The organism is Haladaptatus sp. CMSO5 (assembly GCF_036689885.1).
GTDB lineage: Archaea > Halobacteriota > Halobacteria > Halobacteriales > Halococcaceae > QDMS2.
This window is the reverse complement of the sequence record NZ_JBAHVW010000001.1, coordinates 682,806-698,908: the sequence shown is the minus strand read 5'-3', so window position 1 is coordinate 698,908 and position 16,103 is coordinate 682,806. Positions and strand designations below refer to the sequence as shown.

Annotated in this window: 19 protein-coding genes; 11 read left to right on the top strand and 8 right to left on the bottom strand. The window is 61.4% G+C overall.

The window, feature by feature from the left end:
- Positions 1–63: 63 nt before the first annotated feature.
- Positions 64–2,523, bottom strand: coding sequence for an ABC transporter ATP-binding protein (locus V5N12_RS03720; protein WP_332897810.1), 2,460 nt, complete (start codon positions 2,521–2,523; stop codon positions 64–66).
- 110 nt (positions 2,524–2,633) lie between these two features.
- On the opposite strand from V5N12_RS03720, the gene V5N12_RS03715 reads away from it, so the two are divergent.
- Together V5N12_RS03715 and V5N12_RS03710 are read left to right on the top strand one after the other, a co-directional pair.
- Positions 2,634–3,116: a DUF7529 family protein gene (locus tag V5N12_RS03715; RefSeq protein WP_332897809.1), complete on the top strand. Its 483-nt coding sequence runs from the start codon at positions 2,634–2,636 to the stop codon at positions 3,114–3,116.
- Positions 3,117–3,234: 118 nt separating this feature from the next.
- Positions 3,235–3,684 (top strand): hypothetical protein, encoded by a 450-nt coding sequence (locus tag V5N12_RS03710; RefSeq protein WP_332897808.1) that lies wholly within the window; start codon positions 3,235–3,237, stop codon positions 3,682–3,684.
- Positions 3,685–3,749: 65 nt separating this feature from the next.
- Here V5N12_RS03710 and V5N12_RS03705 read toward each other — a convergent pair whose 3' ends face one another.
- Positions 3,750–4,430: a DUF5806 family protein gene (locus tag V5N12_RS03705; RefSeq protein ID WP_332897807.1), complete on the bottom strand. Its 681-nt coding sequence runs from the start codon at positions 4,428–4,430 to the stop codon at positions 3,750–3,752.
- Between the two features lie 80 nt (positions 4,431–4,510).
- Between V5N12_RS03705 and V5N12_RS03700 the strand changes: the two genes are divergently transcribed.
- Both V5N12_RS03700 and V5N12_RS03695 read left to right on the top strand, forming a co-directional pair.
- On the top strand, positions 4,511–4,879 hold the full coding sequence (locus V5N12_RS03700; RefSeq protein WP_332897806.1) for a universal stress protein: 369 nt from the start codon (positions 4,511–4,513) through the stop codon (positions 4,877–4,879).
- Positions 4,876–5,397, top strand: a complete 522-nt coding sequence (locus V5N12_RS03695) for a GNAT family N-acetyltransferase (RefSeq protein WP_332897805.1) — start codon at positions 4,876–4,878, stop codon at positions 5,395–5,397. Before V5N12_RS03700 ends, V5N12_RS03695 begins: the two co-directional genes overlap by 4 nt.
- On the opposite strand, the gene V5N12_RS03690 is transcribed toward V5N12_RS03695, so the two are convergent.
- Complete coding sequence (locus V5N12_RS03690) at positions 5,389–5,838, bottom strand: universal stress protein (protein WP_332897804.1); 450 nt, start codon at positions 5,836–5,838, stop codon at positions 5,389–5,391. The genes V5N12_RS03695 and V5N12_RS03690 overlap by 9 nt on opposite strands.
- A gap of 85 nt (positions 5,839–5,923) precedes the next feature.
- Between V5N12_RS03690 and V5N12_RS03685 the strand changes: the two genes are divergently transcribed.
- Together V5N12_RS03685 and V5N12_RS03680 are read left to right on the top strand one after the other, a co-directional pair.
- Positions 5,924–6,361: a universal stress protein gene (locus V5N12_RS03685; protein ID WP_332897803.1), complete on the top strand. Its 438-nt coding sequence runs from the start codon at positions 5,924–5,926 to the stop codon at positions 6,359–6,361.
- A gap of 59 nt (positions 6,362–6,420) precedes the next feature.
- Entirely contained in the window at positions 6,421–7,521 is a 1,101-nt protein-coding gene (locus V5N12_RS03680) for a DHH family phosphoesterase (protein ID WP_332897802.1), read from the top strand.
- A 129-nt stretch (positions 7,522–7,650) separates the two neighbouring features.
- Here V5N12_RS03680 and V5N12_RS03675 read toward each other — a convergent pair whose 3' ends face one another.
- The 5 genes from V5N12_RS03675 to V5N12_RS03655 all read right to left on the bottom strand — a co-directional run bounded on the left by V5N12_RS03675 (position 7,651) and on the right by V5N12_RS03655 (position 11,503).
- On the bottom strand, positions 7,651–8,100 hold the full coding sequence (locus tag V5N12_RS03675) for a DUF5807 family protein (protein WP_332897801.1): 450 nt from the start codon (positions 8,098–8,100) through the stop codon (positions 7,651–7,653).
- A 38-nt stretch (positions 8,101–8,138) separates the two neighbouring features.
- Positions 8,139–8,483 (bottom strand): hypothetical protein, encoded by a 345-nt coding sequence (locus V5N12_RS03670; protein WP_332897800.1) that lies wholly within the window; start codon positions 8,481–8,483, stop codon positions 8,139–8,141.
- The gene (locus tag V5N12_RS03665; RefSeq protein ID WP_332897799.1) at positions 8,480–10,315 is read right to left on the bottom strand and encodes a hypothetical protein; all 1,836 of its coding nucleotides are present in this window, start codon (positions 10,313–10,315) and stop codon (positions 8,480–8,482) included. Before V5N12_RS03665 ends, V5N12_RS03670 begins: the two co-directional genes overlap by 4 nt.
- On the bottom strand, positions 10,312–10,830 hold the full coding sequence (locus V5N12_RS03660) for a hypothetical protein (protein ID WP_332897798.1): 519 nt from the start codon (positions 10,828–10,830) through the stop codon (positions 10,312–10,314). The genes V5N12_RS03665 and V5N12_RS03660 overlap by 4 nt, the downstream gene beginning before the upstream one ends.
- Positions 10,831–10,906: 76 nt before the next feature.
- Positions 10,907–11,503, bottom strand: coding sequence for an archaellin/type IV pilin N-terminal domain-containing protein (locus V5N12_RS03655; protein ID WP_332897797.1), 597 nt, complete (start codon positions 11,501–11,503; stop codon positions 10,907–10,909).
- 353 nt (positions 11,504–11,856) lie between these two features.
- Here V5N12_RS03655 and V5N12_RS03650 point away from each other — a divergent pair, with 353 nt between their 5' ends.
- Genes V5N12_RS03650 through V5N12_RS03630 form a run of 5 tightly spaced genes read left to right on the top strand, consistent with a single transcriptional unit; the run spans position 11,857 to position 16,103 of the window.
- Positions 11,857–12,813 carry a FlaD/FlaE family flagellar protein gene (locus V5N12_RS03650; RefSeq protein ID WP_332897796.1) on the top strand — a complete coding sequence of 319 codons (957 nt, stop codon included), beginning with the start codon at positions 11,857–11,859 and terminating at the stop codon, positions 12,811–12,813.
- A gap of 5 nt (positions 12,814–12,818) precedes the next feature.
- A complete protein-coding gene (locus V5N12_RS03645) occupies positions 12,819–13,250 on the top strand; it encodes a hypothetical protein (RefSeq protein WP_332897795.1) in 432 nt (143 codons plus the stop codon).
- Between the two features lie 2 nt (positions 13,251–13,252).
- Complete coding sequence (locus tag V5N12_RS03640; RefSeq protein ID WP_332897794.1) at positions 13,253–13,705, top strand: flagellar protein G; 453 nt, start codon at positions 13,253–13,255, stop codon at positions 13,703–13,705.
- Positions 13,702–14,442 (top strand): ATPase domain-containing protein, encoded by a 741-nt coding sequence (locus V5N12_RS03635; protein ID WP_332897793.1) that lies wholly within the window; start codon positions 13,702–13,704, stop codon positions 14,440–14,442. Before V5N12_RS03640 ends, V5N12_RS03635 begins: the two co-directional genes overlap by 4 nt.
- Positions 14,442–16,103 carry a type II/IV secretion system ATPase subunit gene (locus tag V5N12_RS03630; protein WP_332897792.1) on the top strand — a complete coding sequence of 554 codons (1,662 nt, stop codon included), beginning with the start codon at positions 14,442–14,444 and terminating at the stop codon, positions 16,101–16,103. Before V5N12_RS03635 ends, V5N12_RS03630 begins: the two co-directional genes overlap by 1 nt.

Sequence of the window (16,103 nt, the reverse complement as noted above, 5' to 3'; positions counted from 1 at the left end):
GTATCGGATACATTTCGTGAGAACAATAACGTCGAGAAAACGCCACACAACGCGGTCGAGACGCTACTTTTCAGACGGCTGGTCGTATAAATGACAGGCGGCTGGATGTGCAGTATCCTGCAACAATGGACGAGACTGTTCACACGGACTTGCGAACGTGTCCCGAAGGTCGGCTGCTGCTTGCTCCCAGTTGCCGTCTGCGAGGTGGCGCATCGACTCTTCTACGACCTCGCGTGGCTCGCCCGCAAGGTCGTGGTCGAACTCGCGGTCGTAGAGCGCGGTGATGAACGCAGAGAGCGGGGCCGGGTAGCCGCCGTCAGTGGCGACTGCGCCCGTCTCGGGACGCGATTCTGCACGCTCCCAGATGGCATCGAGCGCGAGGTTTTCGTTCTCGACGCGCTCGCGGTAGTCCATCACTTCGCGGTAGGCGGCCTGTTCGATGTCGAGGCCCTCTGGCGGGATGACCTGTGGACAGCGCGTCCGGAAGTGACAGCCAGAGGGCGGGTTGATTGGGCTTGGCACGTCGCCTTCGAGCAGGATGCGGTCGGTCTCTGCGTGTGGGTCAGGTTCCGGAATCGCAGACAGTAACGCTTGGGTGTAGGGGTGGCGCGGTTCGTCGAACAGCGCGCTCGTCTCCGCGATTTCGACGACTTCACCGAGATACATCACCGCGACGCGGTCACAGAGGTGGCGCACCACCGAGAGGTCGTGGGCGATGAACAGGAACGTCAGGCCGAACTCCTCTTGGAGGTCTTCTAAGAGGTTCAGAATCTGCGCTTGGACGGACACGTCGAGCGCGGAGACCGGCTCGTCACAGACGATGAAATCTGGGTCAACCGCCAGCGCACGGGCGATGCCGACACGCTGGCGCTGCCCGCCGGAAATCTCGTGGGGGTAGCGGTCGTACTGGGCCGGGTCTAAGCCGACGGCCTCCATCAGTTCCTCGACGCGCTCGCGGCGGTGGCCATTCGCTAAGTCGTGGATAGCGAGTGGCTCTTTGATGATTTGCCCGACGCTCATGCGCGGGTCGAGACTCGACATCGGGTCTTGGAAAATCATCTGCATGTCGCGGCGCATCTCGCGCAACTCCGTCTTCGAGAGGTCGTTTATGTCCTCGCCTTGGAACACGACGGTGCCCTCGGTCGGGTCGAGCAGGCGGAGGATGGTGCGACCAGTGGTCGATTTCCCACAGCCCGATTCCCCGACGAGGCCAAGGGTTTCGCCCTCGTAGATGTCTAAGTCGACGCCATCGACGGCTTTCACGCTCGCCGATTCGCGCGTGAGCAGTTCGTCGAGCATGCCGTCTGCCTTCGAGAAATGCTTTTTCAGGTCACGGACTTCGAGGATGCGCTCGCCGTCGTAGTCCACCGAACTCTCGGTGGCCGAAACGCCCTCGCTGTCTGCGCCGTACTCGTCTTTGTCGAACGACTCGAAGATACACTTCGCGCGGTGGTCTACGTCATCGGGACCGTGTTGGAGGTACGGAATCTCGCCTGCAGTACAGTCTTCTGTCACCCACGGACAGCGGTCTGCGAAGTGGCAGCCCTCGGGCATGTCGATGAGACCCGGCACGTTCCCTTCAATTGGGGTGAGGCGGTCTGCGTCCTCGCGCGGGATGGATTCGAGCAACGCGTAGGTGTACGGATGACTTGGGTTGTCGAAAATCTCCTCGACGGGCCCTTCTTCGACGATTTCCCCGGCGTACATCACCGCGACGCGGTCACACGTCTCTGCAACCACACCGAGGTCGTGGGTGATGAACAGGACGGACATCCCGAGGTCGTCTTGGAGGTCGTTGATGAGGTCTAAAATCTGGGCTTGAATCGTCACGTCGAGTGCCGTCGTTGGCTCGTCTGCAATGAGCAACTGTGGCTGGCAGGCGAGAGCGATGGCGATGAGGACTCGCTGGCGCATCCCGCCGGAGAACTCGTGAGGATAGCTATCGATGCGGGCTTCCGGCTCTGGAATCCCGACCGCAGAGAGGATGTCGATGGTGTCCTGCAACAGTTCCTCGCTCATGTCAGCACCGAGTTTTGGGAGGACTTCGCGGACGGCGTTCAGCCACGAGTCTTTCTTTCGGCCGCCGTACTGGTGGAGGCGCAGACTCTCTGCGACCTGCTCGCCCACGGTGAGCGCCGGGTTCAGCGACGTCATCGGGTCTTGGAAAATCATGCTCATCGCCCCACCGCGAATCTCGCGCATTGCGGACTCCGGCGTGTTGGTGAGGTCGATGACGCCCTCGTCTACGTCGACGAACTCGTGAGCGTTGTCGTATTTCTCTGCGAGGTCGGCTGCGACCTCCGGGGCGTGGAACTCCACCGAGCCACCGGCGATGTGGCCGGGGTCGTCGACCAGGTTCATGGTCGAAAGCGCGGTCACACTTTTTCCCGAACCCGATTCGCCCACGAGGCCAACTGTCTCGCCTTCGCGGACGGTCAGGTCGATTCCGTCGACTGCTTTCACCGCACCTCGCTCCGTGTTGAACTGCGTGCGGAGCCCCGATATGGAGAGCAGGTCGGTCATTGAGGCAAATTTTGAAATCTCAATATAAACCAGTACCGAATGCAAATGCCACCCACGCAACGCACCCGCACAGCCGAACTCTTTTGACCCGTGGAGGGACTTGTACGGGTATGTCTGAGGAAGCCCACAATCCGCTCGGCCGCGTCACCGGCCAGTGGGACGCCGTGCTCGCGGACATGGAGGCGACCGCAGAGGAGTACCGCGAGAATGGCTGGGAAGTCATAGAGGTACATCCGGGCGACAGCGTCGCCATCGCAGACGACGTGCGCTACGGTATCGACCTCATCGTTCCCTCCTCTGAGTTCGAAGCGATTGCTGCGTGGATGGACAACGAGGCCGCCGCGTTCGAGTCCTACGAGGTGTTTCGCGCAGGCAACGACGACATCATCTACCTCTTGTTAGTGATTCGCGACGAAGCCGCAAAACGCGCCATCTGCATCCCGTCGTACTACGACGTGCGAACGGGTGGAGACATGATTTCGCGCGCCCGCGAGGAGGGCGTCGTCTACACCCACGTCCGCCGACTTTCGACCGACCGCATCATCACCTTCACCCACGAGCAGGCGGGGATGCTGTTGCCACAGCGAGAATAGAACGGCCGGGTTCTGACGATTCATTCATTTCTGACGAGAGAGTACGTAGAAGCTGAAATTGGAGCACTGCGTGCCTACTGACGCAAACGGTTTTGTTGATAGCGTGACAAGAACGAGTATGGGACAAGACCGGTTCGGGACGTGGGCGATACTCTTCGGTCGAAATCGCCAGACTGCCGACCGCTTCGTGTTCGCTGCTGGCCTCGCCTTCCTTGGACTATTGGGCCTCTCACAGTCCCTCACGGGAAATCAATTCGACCAATTGCTCTCCTTCCAGTATCGTCAAGGACTCATCGTGCTCGTCGGTATCGGTGTGAGCGCGACCCACGCCTACCGAAATGATGGCTTCATTACGAGCATCGCCATCTCATACATACTGCTGTTAGGACTGGTATTGAGTGGATTTGTCCGTACCGGATTCATGGATAGTGGGGACTCAATGACGTACGTTCTTGCTGTGTTGCCGCTCGGATTTGCCGTCGCCCTTGGTGGACTTGGGTTCCTGATTGGGGTCGGTGGGCATCGGCTCGAACGCAGAGTGCACGGTCCGTCGGTTGGTGAGCGGTAGTTGTCTCGTATTCAGCCACACGACCAAGTGCTGTGAAGCGAAAAATCAGCTCAGAGCCAACAATTTCAGGGTTCGTGAATGCACCCGCACTCGGGGCACTCGACTTCTTCGTAGCGTAACTCTTGACTCGCCTGTCGCACCTCGCGCATCACCGTCGAGATGCGCTCTTCTGCGGCGAGTTCTTCGTCCACGGTCAAATCGACGCCCTCGACTTCGAGGAGGAATTTGGCGATTTCCGTCGCCTCGTACATCACGTCGTCGAGTTCCTCTGCGGTGAAGAAATCACACATCGCGCCGTAGAGGAAGGTCGCACCCGCTTTTCGCACCTTGCTCTCGAAACTCGAACGCGCCTGGTTGACCGCCTGTGGCGAGTAGGTGTCGGTCATGAAGGGGACGAGTTCGGGGAGGTTGCGCCCGATTTTCGTCATCTCGACGCCGGTTTCGGTTCGGAAGTCAGAGCAGAGGCGCGCGATGGCCCACTCGCGGGCGGTCACGTACGTGCGGTCGCGCAGGAACTGGTTGACGCGGTCGTAGGCCGCCCCGTCCATCTTCGAGAAGCGGGCGTACTCGCGCACGTCCTCGGGGATGTCGCGGTCGGGTTCTGACTCGGGTGGGGTGTTCGATTCCGGAGGTGCCGGTTCGGATTCCGTGGCGTCCGAAGCGGCGTGTGTCTCGGGGGAGTCGCTGTCCGTGTCCTCGTCTGCCTGCTCCACAGCGTTGTCCGGAGCGGGCGGGTCACCTGCCATATGCCACCCTGTTTCGCCGGCCCCAAAACCGTATCGACGGAGGGATAACGACTTTGCCACCAGCACTCGTTTGCCCGCTTATGAACGTGCTGTTGGGTATCGGCGGAACCGACGACTCACTTTACGCGCTCTCAGAAGTCGTCGAGCGGACGAAAGCGACGGGTGATACGCTCACCATCGCCATCCTCGATAACCCCGAATCAGACCGCACCAAAGACGCCATCGAGCGACGCGTGCGCGAGGTTCTCGAAGCAAACGGCGTCGAAGCGAGCATCGAACACCTCTCTGGACACCCCGGAAGTAAGCTGGTCGAACTGGCAGACAGCGGTGAGTTCGACCGTGTCGTCTTGGGCGGCGGCCAGCGCAGTCCGATGGGGAAAATCAACTTGGGGAGCGTCTCTGAGTTCGTCCTGCTCAACTCCCGAACGTCGGTGACGCTCATCCGATGAGCCACGACGTCTACCCCGACGAGGTGACAGGCCCCTTCGAGGAACCGCCGCTTTCGTTCACCGATACGGAAGGCCGCGAACTTGTCGTCGAAGCGTACGACGGTGCGATAGAAGAACTCGTGGCGATGTACGTCGAGTTTGACCCCGCAGACCGCGCACAGGGCATCCCGCCGGTTGGCGAACAGAGCGTCCGCAAGTGGCTCGAAAACATCGTCCCGAAAGGGCACAACGTGGTCGTCCGCCACGACGGCGATGTCATCGGGCACGCCACGCTCGTCCCCGACGACGGCGAGTCGTACGAACTCGCCATCTTCGTCCTCCACGCGTATCAGGGCGCAGGGATTGGCTCGAAGCTGCTGACCGCACTGCTCGGGCTTGGTGCCACACGAGGCGTCAAAAAGGTGTGGCTCACCGTCGAGCGATGGAACGCCGCTGCGATTGGTCTGTATCACAAAGTCGGCTTCGAGACGAGCGGCACCGAGAGCTTCGAACTCGAAATGGCGATTCGACTAAACTGAGAGCACGGGCTGGCTCGCGTAGAGCAACACGTATTCTGCGGCTTTCGAGAGCACTTCGTCAGGTCGCCCCGTAAGCGGTTCGCGGGGGATGACGAGGAAGTCTGCGTCCACGTCGTCTGCCACGTCCAAGATGACGCTTCCGGGGTGCTGGGTTTTGCGGTGCAGCGAGAAGCCAGCGGCCGCAGAGTGCCCAACCGAGACGGATTCCGGGCGGATGGATTCGAGTGATTTGACGAATGTCTCCATGCGGTCTGCGACGGTGTCAGGTTCGAGTTCGCCGGTCGCCATCGCACGGACGGAGTCTTCGCTCACGATACTGAGGAGGTGAACCGATGCGCCGTAACGTTCGGCAATCGCAAGCGCGTATTCGGCAGCCTGCATCGAGGCTTCGCTGCCGTCGACGGGAGCGAGCACCGTGTCAACTGAAACGGGCGCAGCCATGTGCCAACCTGGGTCGCCCCACCTAAAAAAGGCTCCGAGGGCGCGACAGGCAGAATTTATACATCATCGCGCAAAACGAGAGCGTATGATTGACTCCGTGGTCATCGCAACCGATGGTTCAGCTAGCGTCGAGCGAGCCGTGACGGTTGCGCTCGACCTCGCAAACCGCTTCGATGCCACGGTCCACGCTCTCTACGTCATCGATGACAGCGAGATTGATACCGCCCCCGACAGCATCCGTGCGGAGTTCCGCGACGCGCTCGAAGACGCCGCAGACGAGGCGCTTGCGGCGGTGAAAGCGGGCGCTGCTGGCGAGGTCGTCACCGCCATCGAAACCGGCCGCCCGGCGAACGTCATCTGCGAGTACGCCCGCGACAACGACATCGACGTCGTCGCAACCGGCACCCGCGGCCGTCACGGCGAGCACCGCTTCCTCTTGGGAAGCGTCGCGGAGACGGTGGTTCGCCGGTGTTCGGTGCCCGTTCTCACGGTTCGACAGCTCGAAGGCGAAGCCAGCCAGTAACCGAAATCCCTCGTCTCGCCAACCGAGGCGTTCTTTTCTTGCCAGCCCAACGGGTGCGTATGGACGATTATCTCATCGACGACGAACACCTCTCGTTGTCTCGAAAATCCGTACTCCCGGGGACGGGCTTTTTCACCCCCGATTCGTTCGAAGACGAACTCGAAGACCAGGAAGTCGCGGAAGCCGTAGACGGTGCCTCGACCGTCGTCATCGCAGACCCGGACGCAGACGGACTCGCGTGTGTGGCGCTCATCCGCGCCGCCTTCGGCGAGGCCGCGCTCGTCGGCGCTAGCCCCTACGACTTAGAGGACGCTATGGAGCGCGTCGCAGCGTACGCAGAACCCGGTGCGAGCGTCTTCATCTGTGACCTCTGTCCGGACAAGTTCAAGTACGTTGACGAAGAGCTGCACCTGCTCGTAGACCACGCAGACGTGACGTGGTACGACCACCACCAGTGGAACGATGAAGTGGCCGAGGCAGTCCGCGAGACGGGCGTCGAACTCGTTATTGGCAACTCAGAAGAGGAGTGTACCGCGGACGTGGCGCTTCGCTCTATCGACTTCGAGTTCCCCGACTACTTAGTCGACCTCGCCGCGGTCACGCGCGACCACGACCTCTGGCTGCGCGAAGACCCACGCAGCGATGACCTCGCAGACCTCGCCTACTGGAGCGAACCAGCGGAGTACGCTGAACTCATCCAAGAACACGGTGCAGACCTTCCGGAAGAAGCAGCGGAGTTCTTAGCCGAGATGCGTGTCGAAAAAGAGGCACTCATCGAACAGGCGATTTCGCGTGCCAACTTCCACGAAATCGGTGAGTGGACGGTCGGCGTCACCTACGGCCGGTGTTCGCAAAACGAGGTCGCAGAGGCCCTCCGCGAACAGGGGTCTGACGCCGCCGTCATCGTCAAACCCGCAGGCAGTGCGTCGATTCGTGGCACTGAGACGTTCAAGCGGTGTCACGAAGTTGCCGAACAGGTAAACGGCGGCGGCCACCCGAAAGCCGCAGGCTGTAAACCTGACATCTACAACGATATGCTCGATTACGCACACCACTGGACGACCCAAGGTGCGGTGACTAAACAGGCCATCCTCTCTGCGTTCGAGCGACTCGCAGTCGAGGAGTCTGCGGAAGACGACACAGACAGCGACGACGAATAGCACTCACGCCTCGAAAGAGGGCGAACGTTTATATCATAATACTGCAATAACAGCCACAGGGGCCACTTGTCGATTTGTTCTCTGTGCCCCTACCCCCACCCCCCTTACGTCGCCGCGAGCGACGGCGTTTCAGGCGTCGCGGTCGCCAACGACCCAGCGGTCTGAGTAGGCCGCCCCGCAGGTACAGTGGGCGTAGGCGTGAATGACGTTCCCTTCCGCGTACAGGCCGCCGACCTCCTCGTTTTGCTCCTCTGCGAACGCGAAGATGTTGCGAATCTGGTGGTCATCGTCCGACTCGTCGTCCCACTTTCGCGGGCAGGTCGCAGAGAGCAGGTCGCCGCCGATGTCACCTTCGGTGCCCATCGCCCGCTGGGCAAACGTCATTGGGTCAACGCCGGTCGCTTTCTCGTACATCGCTCGGCCTTGTTCGCCGGGGAGCACCATCACGACGCCTTCGTCTCGCAGTTCGCCGTGGTCTGCAAGCGCCTCCGGATTCGAGAGGGCGTGGGCGGCGAAGAAAATCAACACGTCGTCGGTACGCTCACCAGCAAGGAACTCCGCACGCGCAGTTTCGCTCATGGCCGTGCTATCGGCGCAGTAAATAAAAACGGTGTGGCTTAGCGCTCGAAGTTCGTCGCCGCGAGGAGAATGCGAAGCGCCTCGTCCGGCGGGAGGTCGGGCGCGACCGCGTCGGTCACGGTGAACAAGAGTTCCTCGAAGGCTTCGCCCAGATTGTTGGTCGAAATCGTCGCCTCTGAGCGCTCGCCGCAAACGGTGAGCGAGAGAGCGAACTCGTAGGCCTTGCTCGGTTCGTCGGGCACCGAGACCTCCTCGACTGAAATCGGCGTGTCGCTATCAGCCGTGATGACGTACCGATTGTCACCGAGCGATTTCGCGTGTGACTCGGGGAGTTTGAGGTCGTCTGGGTCGAGCGGGTCTGTGGTATCGTCGTCGTTCGTCATGGTTTCGTGGTTGGGAGCAGGTCAGAGAGCGTCTGGGAAAGCGGGAGGGCAAAGTGGCGTTCAACGCCGAAGAAGTCGAGCCCGGAGAGCACGAGCAGGGCGGCCATCGCGCCGATCGCGAGCCCGAGCACCACCACACCGGTTCGCTCGTAGCCGCCGCGTGCGGTTGCGAGAACCGACCAGCCGCCGAGGAGGAACGCGACACCGAGGTTCAAGAGGGCATGGGTCTGGACCGCCGTTCCCGGTGAGACACCACCGGCGAAGGCGAACACGACGAACACGCACGTTGCGAGTGCGAATCCGGCTGCGACGGCGAGAACCTCGACGCGGTGTGCGGCGAGCACCCGCCTCACCGCGGGAACGGCCGCGACGAAGATGAACAACACCGGCACGATTGGCGCGAGGTACCGAACCGTAATCGTCGAATGTAGCGGGAGGCGTGGCAGGTAGAGCATCGTAAACAGGCCGATGTAGGCACAGCCGAACAGTGCCGTCTGGACGAATGGCTCTCGCAAGCGAGCCAACGAGCGGTTTGACCGAGCAAGCGCAACTGGCGCGCCAGCCAGCGCCGCGAGAATCGGTGCGGCTTCGAGAATCGTCATCTCGACCGTCTCTTGCCCGGTCTGTGAGTAGTCCACGGTTGGGATGGTCCCGCTCCGAATGAACACGTGATAGAGCCGCGTTGGGTCGAACACCGTGGTCACCCCGCGGACGACGAGGTTCAAGAACACCACTGCTGGGTGAAGAAGTTTCACGAGAAGCCCGCCGGCAGCGGGAGCGCTGTCGGGTGCTCCGCCTGCGGCGTGCTGGCCGCCGTTCGACGCATTCTGCGTGAACGAGACGACAGTGTCGCCTTCGGTGTAGCCCGGCAACAGTCGCGGCGGGGCGACGGGATTGCCCGAGATGGCGAGGTTCGTGAGGAAAAACGGCACGAGCGACAGAGCGAATGCGCAAGCGACGACCAGCACGTCCTCGCGCGTGTTCGAGCGGGCGGTGAGGAAGTCAAAGGGGACGAGAATCACACAGAGGACGAGCGCCTCGGGCGCGTGAATCCACGCCGTCAGTCCGACCGGGACGTACGACAGCGCCCGAAGGTGGCGCGCGTGGAGTGAATTACTCGCCATGCGGCTTGCTGCGAACAGCCAGAGCGTCGTGAGTGCCAACAGCGCGGTGAACGCGTGGCGCTTTGGAATCGGTGCCCAGAACGCAATCGGGACGAGCACGATGGCGGCGACGCCAACGGTGCTCGCGGTGCGTGGGGTGGTGAACAGCGATGCAAACCGGTAGCAGACCACGGGCACGAGCGCCGCGGCCACCATCGACGTCACCTGCAGCGCCAATAGCGGGATGAGTTCCGTGGGCAGTTTGGTCGCACCGATGAGGTTCACGAAAAACAGCACGACGGCGACGACCGACCCGGCAAGCACGAACTGCCGACGGCGGTCGGTGAGGTGACCAACTTGCTGGAACACCGCGAGCACCAGCAACGACCAGCCACCGACGACCGCCACCCGGAGGTCGGTGACGAGGGAGAGGGCGGTGAGCAGTCCGTAGGCGGGCAGCGAGAGGATGACCTGGCCGTAGTTTCGGCCGTACAGATAGCCATCGACGATGACCATGCCCGGCGTGTCCGCGAGCGCCGGGCCGAACGCGGGGTTCGAGATGTGGAGCTGGCCATCCACCACGGCCGCGAGCGTGTTCACGATGGTGAACGTATCGACGATGAAGATGTCCACCCGCCAGATGAGCCCGTAGAGGGCCAATGAGGCGAGAAACAGTGTAAACCCGAGCCGGTCTGCGAAGACACGCCGTCCGAGTTCGCGGACGTTCATGCAGAATCATCCACGCGGAGCGTCACCGTCTCTTCTCTCGCCGTAAACGTCTGGCCGCGGTGGGTGACTTCGACCCAGACGGTAGCGTCGTAGGTTCCAGCGTCGAGGGCTGTGTCACCTGACTCGATTCGCGCTGAAAAGGTCACCAACTGCTGGTCACCCGATTGAACCGTCTGGTTCACGGATGACGTGTGATTGAGGGCAGGAATCGAGAGGTGGTAGGTGAGGTTCGCCTGCTTGCCAACCGGGTCAACGACGACGGCGGCCTCGGGAACCGTCACTTCGTAGCCGTCGTCCGTTTCCGTGAGCGACAGCTCGGAGGCGTTGAGCGCGGTGACGTGGACGAACAATTGGCGTTCGGCCGAGACACCACCACCGATAAACACGCCGTAGAAGTCGGTTGGTGTGTCACTGGGTTGGGTGAGCGACACAGCAGGAACGAACGGCCCTGACGCGAGGAGGACGATGAGAATCGTCCCGATTGAAAGCCATTGAAATGCGCGTGCAGAGACCATGTGTAGTGTGTTTGTGTGAAGTGAGTGTTGACTGGGTGGACGCGTGTATGAAAGTGAAAAGAAAGAACAGTCCGGATTAGACCAGGACGTAGTTCTTCGAGCCGAGAGTGTCAGGCACGTTCACACCGTAGGTGGTGGTTGCGCCAGACTGGTCGACGATGCGGAGCGTTGCGTGTTCGCCCTCACCGAGGCCGCTACCTTCGATTGCGGTGGTGTCAAGAACGATTTTGAGACGGTCGCTGCTTGCGTCGAGGACGGTGACGGACGCGTCAGTATCGTTCGCGTAGAGTATTTCGAAGTTATCGGCGCCAGCAGCGGTACCGGTCTCGAACGTGAGCGTCGCGTCGCTCGTATCACTCACGTACTGAATCGTTGCAGCACTGAGGTCAACTGGGTCAGAGCCGGGTGATTTCTTCACGAGGAGCGTGACGGTGTCAACCTCAGCGTCGGTGGTGTCAACGACCCCGGTCGCGCTGATGACGTTGATTTGGTTGGAAACTTGTGCTTGTGCGTCTGCACCCGTGTCTTCTGCGCGGCTCTGAAGCAGGCCGGCGGTGTTGATGAGCACACCAGCGGCGACGGCTGCGACGAGTACCATCGCGATGAAGATGATGAGTGTCCCGATACCGACCTGGCCGCGGTCGTTATCATCGGATTTATTGAACAGTTGCATGATTTGATTTCTCCTTGTGCATCGCGACTCACCCGCAGCCCCTGCGTAGCCAGAGACCGGCCCACAGCGGTAGGTACCATCCCTCACTGACATCAGCGGAGAGGTGGCGGCCGACGGAACGAATCGCCGAGTGACATTGTTTCGTGGGTCACTCCCACGAGAGCAAGAATGCGGCATATCCCTAATAAAGTCGGCACGGTTTCGAGGCGCGTATCGAGATTCGATACGGGCGCTGAGGTGGTGTACAGGTCTTTTATACAAGATTGAGTCAGTACATGCGTGACCACGGCAACTGGTCGGCGGTGGCACTCCGGCGGCTCCGACGTTGCCGACGCCACCCAAGGAAGACTACTATGGCGATTCAAGATTTCATTGACAGTATTTTCGGCGGGCGCGAGCAGGAGGACGGTGAGCCTGTGAGCGAGGAGACAGGACCCGTCGAACCCGAGGAGCCGGTTTTCGAAGAAGACCAACTCACCGTCACCGATTTAGAACACCGTATCGACGAGCTCGAAGGCGACATCGAGCGGACGAACTCCTCGATTCGCGGCATTGAAAGTGCCCAAAACGACGTCAGAGACGAGGTCGCCGAGATGAACGACACCGTCCGGCGACTACTGGGCGTCTACGACCAACTGACCGCAGACGTGAACCCCTTTACCGACTCGGACGGGGCGGGCTTCAAATTCGGCGTCATCGACCAGCCTGCAGCGGCCGACGAAAACCCAGAACCGTCCCCTGACCCCACCGCACAGCCCGCAGACAACGATGTCGTGTCGTTTTCCGACCTCGAAGCGGCATACGCCGACGAGTCAGCAGCGGACGAAGAGCCTGCCGATGATCTCGTTGTCGACCCGGTAGAAGAGGCTGCGCCCGAACCCGACCCGGCCGAGAACCTCTCCTCGATTCATCCGGCAGAGCGAAACGCCGCGAAAACCAAATCCAATGGGACGGCCGCTCGCGGGCACGCGAATCAGAACGACAAGCAGACACAGACGGTGTGTCTCACCTCGATTGCAGAGAGCTACGCCGCAGACTTGCTCATCTTCGAGTGGCTCTCCGAACTCGTCAACGCCGCCGGTCCGGCGGGTGCGCTCAAAGCGCTCTCGTACTACGAGGCCGTTGACTGGATTTCCCCGGAAGTGGGCGACTATCTCGAAACCGTCCTCGGCGGGCCAGACTTAGACGTGCACATCGACCCGAACCGGCCGGGCGACCTCACGGCGAGCGACCACGCTGACAGCTACACCTACATCCTTAAACTCAACGCACTGAGCGAGATGGACGGCCCGCTTCACACGGAGGAATAAGTCGGATGGGGTTCGCCACGAGCGGCGCGACGGCCGTCATTTTCATCGGTCTGCTCGTCGCGGTGGGAACCCTCTATCCGGCGATGGAACACGCAGACGAACGCGTGTTCGACGCACGAGACGCACACGACGACCGCGCACTCGACCAGCGCAACACAGCCATCACCGTGACCCAAACAACCTACAACGCAACACTGAACGAACTCACCGTCACCGTCGAAAACACGGGGAGTACGACGCTTTCAGTCACCCAGACCGACCTCCTCGTAGACGGAGCGTATCAGGCTTCCAGAACCACGAGCGTCGGCGGTGACGCGAACCGGACGGTCTGGGTATCGGGTGAGACGCTCACCATCACGGTGACCGGCGTCGTGCCCCAGCCGTCGCGGGTGAAGGTCGTTACCGAGTACGGCGTCGCCGCCGTCGAGGAGGTCTGAGCATGGCGAGCGTCTCCGTCTCCAACCTCATCTTGTTCATCGCCGCCGTGACCGTCGCGGTTGGCGTGTCGGGCACCCTCGTGACGAACGTCTCGGGGATTGCAGAGTCCATCGACGCACACGGCGCGAACGTCGCAGACCGAATCGACACCGAAGTGGACATCATCTCAGACCCGGGCAGTAACGCCATCTACGACAGCGGCACGGACACCGTGTCGGTGCTCGTCAAAAACACGGGCGAGCGGACACTGTCTGCAGCGCCGAAAGACATCGACGTGCTCGTAGACGGCCAGTACGTCTCGAACGCAGACCTCACCCTCACCGTCCTCGACGACACCGAATGGCGGCGTGGACGAGTCGTCGAACTCGAAATCGACCGGACGCTCGGGTCGGGCGAACACCGCGTCGTCGTCATCGTAGACGGCGACCGCGAGACGATGGAGTTCTACACGTGACCCGCCACTCGCTCGGCTTAGAACGGCGCGACCGCGTCAACGGCTCGTTCGGCGGCGGCTTCACCGAGGGGAGCATCGTCCTCATCGAAGGCGTCGATGGCGCAGGCAAGAGCATCCTCAGCCAGCGGTTCGCCTACGGGATGGCGAGCGAAGGCGCGAGCGTGTCGCTCGTCTCGACCGAACTCACGGTGAAGTCCTTTCTCGCGCAGATGCACTCACTTTCATACAACGTTTCAGACCTGCTGCTCAGAGAGCAGCTCCTGTACTTACACGCAGACATCGATACGCACGTCGAAGAAGCAGGCGAGATTCGCGGGCGACGCGAACTCCTCTCGCGGCTGTGTTCGCCAAACGTCATCTGGAAGGGTGACGTGGCCGTCATCGACGGCTTCGACGCCTTCTTGCGCAACGACCCGACGTTCGGGTCGGTGACCGAGGCCGCGGACGAAGACCACCTGATGCAGAAGGTTGTCTCGTTTTTCAGAGAGCAGACCGCCCGGGGCAAGACCATCATCGTTGCGGTGAACCACGAGGTCGTGACCGAGCGGGCGCTCCGACCGCTTCGTGACGCCGCAGACGTGTTCTTCCAAATCGAACTCAAAGTCGTCGGCCCGAACATCCGCCGGCAGGTCGTCGTCCGACGATTTTCTGAGATGGACCTCCCGGTTGATGACGCGATTGGCTTCGCCGTCCAACAGGGCAGAGGCATCGTCATCGAAAGCAGGACGGTGGCCTGATGGCGGATTTCGGCACCTCGCGGCTGTCGGCTGAGTTGAAGCAACTTGCCGCGAAAAACCCACATCTCGACTCCCACCTCTCGCTGTTCAAAGAGCGCACCAACGAGTACCCCTCGCTGGTTGCAGAGCCGACCAAGGAATACAAGTCGCGGCGGCCAAACATCTGCTATCAACTCACCGACGACCTGTTCTGTCACATCTACGGCGACGTGGGCATCGACACGAAATACTACGTCGTCGAACCAACGCTTCACGACCACGAGTGGCCGCTCTACGAGAGCGTTCGCCAGCGCGTCCTCGACCTGAGTGCGACGAGACCCGCCCCCGCGGGGACTGACGCCTTCAGAGACCACCTCGACTCACTGCTCGATGAGGCGGTTCGCGTGACCGAGACTCAGGGGCCAGCAGACCGCCTGCGCGGGAGTTTGTTCGGCTCGTTTACCGTGAGTGCAGCCGAATACCGCCGCCTGCGCTATATCCTCCAGCGCGACATCGTCGGTCTCGGGCCGCTCAACCCGGTCATGCAAGACCCAGCGAACGAGGACATCCACGTCATCGGTCCCCACGGCTGTTACGTCGACCACGGCCTCTACGGGATGCTCGAAACCTCCGTCGATTTCGGGTCGCCAGACCAGTTCGAAAACTGGATTCGCAACATGGGCGAGCGGATGAACAACCCCATCAGCGACGCCCATCCCATCATCGACTCGACGCTGCCGGACGGGTCGCGTATCAACATCATCTACTCAGACGACGTGTCCATCAAGGGGCCGTCGCTCACCATCCGGCAGGGGAAGGAAGTGCCCCTCTCTATCTTCCAACTCATCGACTGGGGGACGCTCACGCCCGAACTCGGCGCATACCTCTGGCTCTGTATGGAAAACGAAAAGAGCGTGTTCGTCGTCGGGGAGACGGCGTCGGGGAAGACGACGACGCTGAACGCGATGCTCTCGTTCATCCCCCGAGACTCGAAGATATACTCAGCAGAGGACACCGCAGAAGTGATGCCGCCGCACATGACGTGGCAGCAACTGCTCACGCGTGACGACCACGGCGGCGGGACGGGCGTTGACCTGTTCGACCTCGTGGCGGCCGCGCTGCGTTCTCGCCCCGACTACATCATCGTCGGGGAGGTGCGCGGGAAAGAGGCGCAGATGGCGTTTCAGGCGGCTCAGACGGGCCACCCCGTGATTCTCACGTTCCATGCCTCGGACATCGTCTCGATGATTCAGCGCTTTACGTCGAACCCCATCAACATCCCGGAGACGTTCATGGACAACTGTGACGTGGCGCTGTTCCAAAATCGGGTGAAGTCGGGCGATAAAATCCTGCGCCGGGTGACGAGCGTCCAAGAAATCGAAGGCTACTCCGAGTACGAAGGCGGCGTCGTCACCCGCGAGGCGTTCAACTGGGACCCCATCGAAGACGAAATCTCGTTCCAAGGGCGCAACAACTCCTACGTCTTAGAAGAACAGATTGCGCCGCTGCTTGGCTACCGCGACTCGCGGGACATCTACGACGAACTCGACCGGCGCGCGGAGGTGATACGCCGACTCATCGCAGACGGCATCCTCGAATACCACGCGGGCAACGAAGCAATCGAGTCCTTCCAGCGCGACGGCGTCGAAGGCCTCTCCATCGACATCGCGGGGTTGACCTGA